The sequence below is a fragment of the Arthrobacter sp. Y3225116 genome (assembly GCF_059091245.1).
The window spans coordinates 1-7,957 of the sequence record NZ_JBNHGL010000134.1; the positions used below are offsets into that span (position 1 = coordinate 1).

General features: G+C 68.6%; 9 protein-coding genes. 3 read left to right on the forward strand and 6 right to left on the reverse strand.

Annotated elements, in window-relative coordinates; all coding sequences use genetic code 11:
• Window positions 1-61: 61 nt before the first annotated feature.
• Complete coding sequence (locus AC5RV2_RS12055; RefSeq protein WP_494092525.1) at window positions 62-850, reverse strand: hypothetical protein; 789 nt, start codon at window positions 848-850, stop codon at window positions 62-64.
• A 56-nt stretch (window positions 851-906) separates the two neighbouring features.
• Between AC5RV2_RS12055 and AC5RV2_RS12060 the strand changes: the two genes are divergently transcribed.
• Both AC5RV2_RS12060 and AC5RV2_RS12065 read left to right on the forward strand, forming a co-directional pair.
• Entirely contained in the window at window positions 907-1,413 is a 507-nt protein-coding gene (locus tag AC5RV2_RS12060) for a prepilin peptidase (RefSeq protein ID WP_494092526.1), read from the forward strand.
• A 9-nt stretch (window positions 1,414-1,422) separates the two neighbouring features.
• Window positions 1,423-1,893: an NUDIX hydrolase gene (locus AC5RV2_RS12065; RefSeq protein WP_494092527.1), complete on the forward strand. Its 471-nt coding sequence runs from the start codon at window positions 1,423-1,425 to the stop codon at window positions 1,891-1,893.
• A 2-nt stretch (window positions 1,894-1,895) separates the two neighbouring features.
• Here the strand turns inward: AC5RV2_RS12065 and AC5RV2_RS12070 are convergent, their stop codons facing one another.
• From AC5RV2_RS12070 to AC5RV2_RS12090, 5 genes are all read right to left on the reverse strand, one after another.
• Window positions 1,896-2,126: a hypothetical protein gene (locus AC5RV2_RS12070; RefSeq protein ID WP_494068208.1), complete on the reverse strand. Its 231-nt coding sequence runs from the start codon at window positions 2,124-2,126 to the stop codon at window positions 1,896-1,898.
• A 42-nt stretch (window positions 2,127-2,168) separates the two neighbouring features.
• Window positions 2,169-3,479, reverse strand: a complete 1,311-nt coding sequence (locus AC5RV2_RS12075; RefSeq protein ID WP_494092528.1) for a S8 family serine peptidase — start codon at window positions 3,477-3,479, stop codon at window positions 2,169-2,171.
• A 289-nt stretch (window positions 3,480-3,768) separates the two neighbouring features.
• The gene (locus AC5RV2_RS12080; RefSeq protein WP_493978641.1) at window positions 3,769-5,196 is read right to left on the reverse strand and encodes a class II fumarate hydratase; all 1,428 of its coding nucleotides are present in this window, start codon (window positions 5,194-5,196) and stop codon (window positions 3,769-3,771) included.
• Between the two features lie 123 nt (window positions 5,197-5,319).
• Window positions 5,320-5,934 (reverse strand): carbonic anhydrase, encoded by a 615-nt coding sequence (locus AC5RV2_RS12085; RefSeq protein WP_493978642.1) that lies wholly within the window; start codon window positions 5,932-5,934, stop codon window positions 5,320-5,322.
• 61 nt (window positions 5,935-5,995) lie between these two features.
• Window positions 5,996-6,589, reverse strand: a complete 594-nt coding sequence (locus tag AC5RV2_RS12090; protein WP_494092529.1) for a DUF4245 domain-containing protein — start codon at window positions 6,587-6,589, stop codon at window positions 5,996-5,998.
• A gap of 245 nt (window positions 6,590-6,834) precedes the next feature.
• On the opposite strand from AC5RV2_RS12090, the gene glpX reads away from it, so the two are divergent.
• On the forward strand, window positions 6,835-7,824 hold the full coding sequence (gene glpX / locus AC5RV2_RS12095; RefSeq protein ID WP_494068294.1) for a class II fructose-bisphosphatase: 990 nt from the start codon (window positions 6,835-6,837) through the stop codon (window positions 7,822-7,824).
• Window positions 7,825-7,957 lie beyond the last annotated feature (133 nt).

Consider the following 7,957-nt stretch of genomic DNA (forward strand, 5'->3'; position numbering starts at 1 on the left):
GCTGACGCCGGTGCTGGCCGGACGTCCGGGCCTGGTGGCGCCGGCGCGCTCCGCCGCGCCCTCAGGCGGGATGCGGGCGCACCGGCCAGGGAATGTGCTCCCGCACGTCGGTGAGGTTCATGCTGACCTCGAGGAACAGGTCGTCGAGCATGTATTCGTCCACCCCGAGGATGGTCAACGAATGACCGCCGCCCTGTTGGGGCCCGTCCATGGCCACCGCGGAAACACAGACGCCGGTCCGCCAGTCGACCCGCACCTCGGTGCGGCCCTCGGGAAGCAGCGGATGGCCGGCGTCGTACGGTACATACGTCTGGTTGGGCGAGACGACCGCCTCCAGCGCCCTCCGGCCCTGGTGCTCGACCTCGCGCAGTTCATGGATCTCCACGGGGTTGGCGAAGGGCGCCTCGTAGGCCACCGGCGCGTTGCCGGCCAGCTCGACGGGATCCAGCATCGCGGACCAGCGCCCGTTGCCGAAGACCGGCTCACCGTAGGCGGCTTCCGGCCGGCGGCGCACCAGATGGAGGTCGTTGAATACCGGCGTCACCAGATGCGGAGGCAACAGCCACGACTTGCGTGTCGCGCTGACGTAGAAACCGTCCCGGGAATCGTTAATGCCGGTGGTGCTGTACAGCAGCCTGCCGTCGGCCGACTCGACCCGAAGCGCTCCGGGGCGCCGGGTCCACGCACGCAGCATGCCGCCGGAAGCGTCCGGCTCCGGCGCATCCGGGTCGACGGCCCGGAGCTCAAACCGCAGCGATTCCCACTTCCACGGAGAAGAGCGGCAGAGGCACCTGAAGATCTCCGCGTTGCCGGCGGCGTCGCCGGTCTTGAGCACGCTCCCGCCGTTCATATCCACAGTGTAGCCGCCGGCTCCCGGGGATCAGGCGGGTGCAGTAGGTTGGGTCCATGGTCGAGCAACTGGCGCTGCTGTGGCCCGGCCGTGCATTCGCGTTTTGGATGCTGTTGGCCGCCGGCGGCTATCTGCTGGTGATCGGAGCCCGGCTGAGCTGGATCGACCTGCGGACGCACCGGCTGCCGAACCGCATTGTTTTCCCGGCCTACGCGGTCTCCGGGGTGCTGCTGCTTGCGGCCTCCCTCGGAGGCTACGAAGCCGGCATGTTCTGGCGGGTGCCGGCCGGCGGCGCACTGCTCTGGGTCTTCTATTTCGCCGTCCGGCTCATTTATCCAGCCGGCATGGGATTCGGCGACGTCAAACTGGCCGGGGTGCTGGGGATGTACCTGGGCTACCTGGGGTTTGAACACCTGCTGCTGGGGACGTTCGCGGCCTTCCTGCTGGGCGGCGCGTACGGGGTGTTGCTGGTGGTGCTGCGGCGCGGGTCGCTGCACAGCGACATTCCGTTCGGGCCGTTCATGATCGCCGGCGCGTGGGCGGCGCTGCTGCTGCCGACGTAGCCTAGGTCCATGCCTACTCCCGACTTCATCCTCCGGTTGCGCGACAAAATCGGCCACGACCTGCTCTGGTTGCCCGGTGTCACAGCGGTGGTGCTGGATGGGCGCAACCGCGTCTTGCTGGGCCGGCGCGCCGACAACGGGCGGTGGACGCTGATCACCGGAATCCTGGACCCGGGGGAGCAGCCCGCCGCGGGCGTGGTGCGCGAGGTCTGGGAGGAAACGGGCGTCGTTGCCGAGGTCGAGCACCTGGCCGAGGTCCACGCGGGCGGTCCGATGGAGTTCGTCAACGGGGACCGGGCCCAGTTCCTGACGCTGACCTTCCGGTGCCGGCAGGTGGGCGGCGAAGCGCGGGTCAACGACGACGAGTCGTCCGAGGTCGGCTGGTTCGGGCTGGACGAGCTGCCGGAGCTGACCGACTACCATCGCGCCCGGCTGAAGGCGGCCTTGCGGGCCGGGGGAGTCCCGGAATTTGTCCGCTGAGCCTATTGGATGTCGGAGTCGGGAGGCGGCAGGACGAACTGCCGGTCTTCGTCCACGGACTCGACGCCCTCGATTCCGGCAACAGCGGCACGCTGTCCCTCCGGCAATGAACCGGTAATCATGCCCAAGGTGGACAACACGTTTTCCACCCGCATGCCGCCGGCTGCCAACTGCTCGGCAATCCGCCCGGTATCGGAAAGGTAGTCGTGGCGCACCGTCACGGTGATCTGCATACCCCCATGATAGGTCCGGCGCCCCCTCCCGGGGGAAGCGGGTCACTGCGGGGCAAATACCAGCCCCGCCCCGACGTCGACGGAGGGCACGGGCAACCGCTCCGCTTCCTGCACCAGGGTGGCCCATAGTTCCAGGCCGCGCCGGCCGGTAGCCTCTGACCACAGGGCCGCCACGCCGGCGGCATGGGGCGTCGCCATGCTGGTGCCGCTGATGGTGTTGTAACGCTTCGGCATGGGCCAGGACGAATACACCTGGAACCCGGGACCGGCGCAGTCCACCTGCCCGCCGCGCAGGGGAAGGCTGCGGGCGGAAAAGAACGCGACCTCCAGGGCCTGGTCCAGCGCGGCTACCCCCATGATGTACGGGCTGTTCGCCGGGGCGCCGACGAACCCGAACTCGCCCTTCCGGCGGTCGGCGTTGTTTCCCGCGGCGGCGATGATCAGGGAACCCTGCTCCAGCGCCCGGCTCCCGGCGGCCGTGTAGGGCGGGTGGATTTGTGCGACGTCGGCTCCCAAGGACATGGAGATGACGGCACAGCCGTTGCCCACGGCCCAGTCGATCCCGGCGAGGATGCCGGCGTCGGTCCCGGAACCGGCGTTGCTGAGCACCTTGCCGGCGAAGATCTCCGCTTCGTAGGCCACGCCGTAGCGCGGGCCGGTGCCGGGGGCCTTGGGGCCGCACGCGGTCCCGATGCAGTGCGTGCCGTGGCCGTGTCCGTCCTGCGGCGGCTCGCCCGGGATGAAGGAGGCGCTGGTGATGCTGCGTCCGGCAAAATCCGGATGCGCCTCATCGAACCCGGTGTCCAGCACGGCGACGCGCACGCCTTGCCCCGAATAGGGCGACGAGACGGCCCTGGTGGCCTGCTGACCCCAGGTGAAATTGTTGTTGTCGGCGAAGCCCGCCGGTGCGGGGCCCGCTTCGTAGCGCTCGTGCCGCCGCGCGGCGAGCCGGCCGGACAGGTCGGTCACGCCGTCGCGGTAGCCGGCGGCGTAGTCATCGGCCGGGCCCAGCACGTCGTGGATGAGTTCCGGCGAGACCGAGAGGACACGGTGCCGGGCGGCGTTACTGACTTGGAGCGAACTGATCTGGTCCGGACCGGCGGCGACGACGGCGATGCCCAGGTTCGCGAAGACCGTCGCGTCGGCGCCGGAGGCCGTGTCCGGGTCCACTCCGCGGGTGCCGAAATCGCGGCTGTCGGCGACATTCGACAGGCCGGCGGCGTCGGCCAGGATACCGGCACATTCCTCGGCCGGGCCGTAAAAGACGACGATAAAGCGTCCGGTGGTCTTCGGCTGCCCGGGCAGGGAATAGTCGGCCGTCGCCAGGGACGGGGGCTGCGAATCGCCAATCACGGAGACCTCCTGGACACTCTTCCACCGGGTCCCCGACGGGCCGGCGGGCGGCCCGGGATGGGCCGTTCATCCGCCGTCCACGGGGACGTGTGCGCTCATCCTAGTCCCGGAGGCCGTCGGTTCAAGCTCCAAGGCAATCGTTTCAGCCGGTCGGGGCCAAAAAAGGCAGCAGGGCCCCTTCCTGACGCCGATCCGGCCCATGTGAGCGGCGGCCGGCGGCACCGTGCACGCTGAAGGGCGCCCCTGCCGAAGCAAGAGCGCCCTTCAGGATCCGCGAAGGACCGGCCTGCTATTTGGCCTGCGGCGGGACGGTCATGGACAGCACGTCCAGCGCAGAATCCAACTGCTCTTCGGTCAGTTCGCCGCGCTCCAAAAAGCCGAGGGCGATGACGGACTCGCGCACGGTCAGGCCTTCCTGGACCGAGTGCTTGGCGATCTTGGCGGCGTTTTCGTAGCCGATGTACTTGTTCAGCGGGGTCACGATCGAGGGGGAGGCCTCGGCCAGGAAGCGGGCGCGCTCCACGTTGGCGGTCAGCCCGTCGATCATCTTGTCCGCCATGACGCGCGAGGTGTTCGCCAGCAGGCGGATGGACTCGAGCAGGTTGGCGGCCATCACCGGGATGCCCACGTTCAGCTCAAAGGCGCCGTTGGTGGAGGACAAGGCGATGGTGGTGTCGTTGCCCACGACCTGGGCGGCAACCATGATCGCCGCCTCGCAGATCACCGGGTTGACCTTGCCGGGCATGATCGAAGAACCCGGCTGCAGGTCGGGGATGGCGATCTCGCCCAGGCCGGTGTTCGGGCCCGAACCCATCCAGCGCAGGTCGTTGTTGATCTTCATGAACGCGTAGGCGATGTTGCGCAGCTGGCCGGAGGCCTCGATCAGGCCGTCGCGGTTGGCCTGCGCCTCGAAGTGGTTGCGCGCCTCCGTCAGCGGGAGGCCGGTGTCGGCGGCCAGCAGTTCGATCACGCGCTGCGGGAAGCCGGCCGGGGTGTTGATGCCGGTGCCGACGGCGGTGCCGCCCAGCGGAACCTCGGCCACGCGCGGCAGGGATGCTTCGATGCGTTCGATGCCGTAGCGCACCTGGGCGGCGTAGCCGCCGAATTCCTGCCCGAGGGTGACCGGCGTCGCGTCCATCAGGTGGGTGCGGCCGGACTTCACCACGTCCTTGAACTCTTCGGCCTTGCGCTCCAGGGAAGCGGCCAGGTAGTCCAGTGCGGGGATCAGCTCGTTGATCAGGGCGGAGGTGGCGGCCACGTGCACCGAGGTCGGGAAGACGTCGTTGGAGGACTGCGAGGCGTTGACGTGGTCGTTCGGGTGGACCGTCTTGTCGCTGCCGGCGTCCCGCAGCGCACGGGTGGCCAGCTCGGCCAGGACCTCGTTCGTGTTCATGTTCGACGAGGTGCCGGAACCGGTCTGGAAAACGTCGATCGGGAAGTCGCCGTCGTACTTGCCCGTGGCTACTTCGTCCGCCGCCGCGGCGATGGCCTTGGCCAGCTCGCCGTCCAGGACGCCCAGTTCGGCGTTGGCGGTGGCGGCAGCCTTCTTGATCCGGGCCAGGGCCTCGATGTGGGCGCGCTCCAGCGTCTTGCCGGAGATCGGGAAGTTCTCGACGGCGCGCTGGGTCTGCGCACGGTAGAGGGCGTTGACCGGAACACGGACCTCGCCCATGGTGTCGTGTTCGATGCGGTATTCAGCAGAATCAGCAGAAGTCATGGCTCCAAGCTTATGCCTGCGGCGCACCGGTTCCGAATTGTGTTGCGGCACGGCGGCGGCTTGGATGACGCGGCGCCGACCGGGCCTGCGGCCACCGGGCGGGGCGTCCCGCCCGGTGCGTCGCTAAAGGGCTCCGTGCCCTGCGACAAGCTCGGCGCGGCCGTCCGCCAGCCGGTAGGCGACGCCGACGACGGCCGTGCGGCCGGCCTCGACCGCCTCCGAAATGGCCCGCGAACTGTCCAGCAGGCGTTCGGAAGACTGCCGCACGTTTTCGATCACCATGTCGTTGAGGTCCTCGAGGCCGGCACGCCGGGCGGCCAGCACCGACGGCGTGATCCGCTCCACGAGGTCCCGCAGGCCGCCGCGCGGCATTTCACCGGTGTCTATCGTGTTTTTTGCCGCGGTCACGGCGCCGCAGCTGTCGTGGCCCAGGATGACAATCAACGGAACGTTGAGCACATCCACGCCGTACTCGAGCGATCCGATCACCGCGTCACCGAGGACGTGGCCGGCGGTGCGGACCACGAACGCATCGCCGAGTCCCAGGTCGAAAATGATCTCGGCAGCCAGCCGGGAGTCGGAACAGCCGAAGATGATGGCGAACGGATGCTGCTCGTTGACCAGCGAACTGCGCCGGGCGGCGTCCTGGTTCGGGTGGACTGACGTGCCTGCCACGAAGCGGGCGTTGCCGTCGATGAGTTTTTGCCAGGCCTGGGCGGGGGTCAATGAGGTGGGCACGAAGCAACCTTACTGCTTCGTGCGTCCCGGCCCGCGCACCGGTTTCCGTGTCGGGGCGGGATTACTTGCCGTCCAGGTCTTCCACGATCGCGGTGGCCAGGACATCGAATTCGTCCAGCTCCGCGGTGCCGGTCAGGATGACGGTGAATCCGCCGTGCTCCAGCACGAGGCTGCGCTCGCCCGCGCCGGCGTCGCGCAGTTCCCAGGTGGCACCCGCTTCGCGGTCGCCGGTGACCGGCGCGTTGTCGGTTGTCTGGCCGACCCAGGTGGGGTTTGCTTTGTCGGTCTGGATCAGTCCGATGTACTCCTCGCCCGGCGTGATGTAGCCGACTTCCCACGCCGCCACCTGCGCGGTTCCCCCGGTATTCCACCGGGCGTAGTTGGACGTCCAGCCCGCCGGGAGGTCGACGGCGAGCGGCAGGTAACCGGCCGTGGATTCGGCCTGCAGGGCGACCCCCGGGACGTCAATATTACGTTCGTAGACGTCGGGCTTGCTGCCCGGGTTCAGGAACATCACCGGCAGCAGCACGGCGAGGGAGAGTCCCACAGCCATCAGCATGCCGACCACCGGGGCCTTCGCGCGGTTGGCCTGCTTGGCCGTCAGCACTGGCTTGACGGGCAACTCGGTCGATTCTTCGGGACGCGCTTCACTCACCGTTCCATGATCTCAGATGCCCGCCCCTGTGCGCACACGCCCGCGGCACGGGAGGGCGGTCCGCGCGGTCCTCGCGCTGGCCCCCGGGGCGGCGACGACTATGATCGAAAGCAATGGAAGATGTCCGCACCGCAGATGCATCCATCACGGCACCGCAGCCGGTGCTGTCTGAAGAGCTACTCGAAGATGAGGTCGAAGTGTCCCACGAAGCCCAGGCTGACCCCTTTTCCAACTTTCCGCCGTCCATGCGGGTCGGCGACAACGAGCCGGACCGAAACCTGGCGCTGGAACTGGTGCGCGTCACCGAAGCCGCGGCGATCGCCGGCGGCCACTGGGTCGGCTACGGGGACAAGAACGCCGCCGACGGCGCCGCCGTGGACGCCATGCGCGCGTTCCTGTCCACCGTCAGCTTCAACGGGGTGGTCGTCATCGGCGAGGGCGAAAAGGACGAGGCCCCGATGCTGTTCAACGGCGAAAAGGTCGGCGACGGCACCGGCGCCGAGTGCGACGTCGCCGTGGACCCGATCGACGGCACCCGGCTGACGGCCCTGGGCATCAACAACGCGCTCTCCGTGCTGGCCGTCTCCGAGCGCGGCACCATGTTCGACCCCTCGGCCGTGTTCTACATGGAGAAGCTGGTCACCGGGCCCGAAGCGGCGGACCTGGTGGACCTGCGGCTGCCCATCAAGCAGAACCTGCACCTGATCGCCAAGGCCAAGAACAAGAAGGTCAACCAGATCAACGTGATGATCCTGGACCGCGACCGGCACAAGCCGTATGTCGAGGAAATCCGCGCCGCCGGCGCACGCACCAAGTTCATCATGGACGGCGACGTCGCCGGCGGCATCGCGGCCGCCCGCGAGGGCACCGACGTCGACGTCCTGATGGGCATCGGCGGCACCCCCGAGGGCATCATCACCGCCTGCGCCATCAAGTCCCTGGGCGGCGTGATCCAGGGCCGGCTCTGGCCCACCAGCGACGAGGAAAAGCAGAAGGCCATCGACGCCGGCCACGACCTGGACCGGGTCCTGACCACTGATGACCTGGTCACCAGCGACAACTGCTTCTTCGTGGCCACCGGCATCACCGACGGCGACCTGCTGCGCGGCGTCCGCTACAAGAACCACAAGGTCCTGACGCAGTCGATCGTGATGCGCTCCAAATCGGGCACGATCCGCATCGTCGAGGGCGAGCACCAGGAATACAAGTGGGACCGCTTCGAGCGGAAGCTCTAGCGAACCGCACCGCACGGAGAAGGAAAACCCCGCACCGGCCCGAGCCGGTGCGGGGTTTTCCTCTCTTCGTCCCGGGGCGGATCCGCGGGGCGGTCAGCGGGGGAGCGTGCCGCGCAGCTTGCGCACGGCCGGC

Bases quoted from the DNA above. Each gene is read 5' to 3' on its own strand.
- AC5RV2_RS12055 (WP_494092525.1), bottom strand. From the start codon at position 850: ATGAACGGCGGGAGCGTGCTCAAGACCGGCGACGCCGCCGGCAACGCG.
- AC5RV2_RS12060 (WP_494092526.1), top strand. From the start codon at position 907: ATGGTCGAGCAACTGGCGCTGCTGTGGCCCGGCCGTGCATTCGCGTTT.
- AC5RV2_RS12065 (WP_494092527.1), top strand. From the start codon at position 1,423: ATGCCTACTCCCGACTTCATCCTCCGGTTGCGCGACAAAATCGGCCAC.
- AC5RV2_RS12070 (WP_494068208.1), bottom strand. From the start codon at position 2,126: ATGCAGATCACCGTGACGGTGCGCCACGACTACCTTTCCGATACCGGG.
- AC5RV2_RS12080 (WP_493978641.1), bottom strand. From the start codon at position 5,196: ATGACTTCTGCTGATTCTGCTGAATACCGCATCGAACACGACACCATG.
- glpX (WP_494068294.1), top strand. From the start codon at position 6,835: ATGCGGGTCGGCGACAACGAGCCGGACCGAAACCTGGCGCTGGAACTG.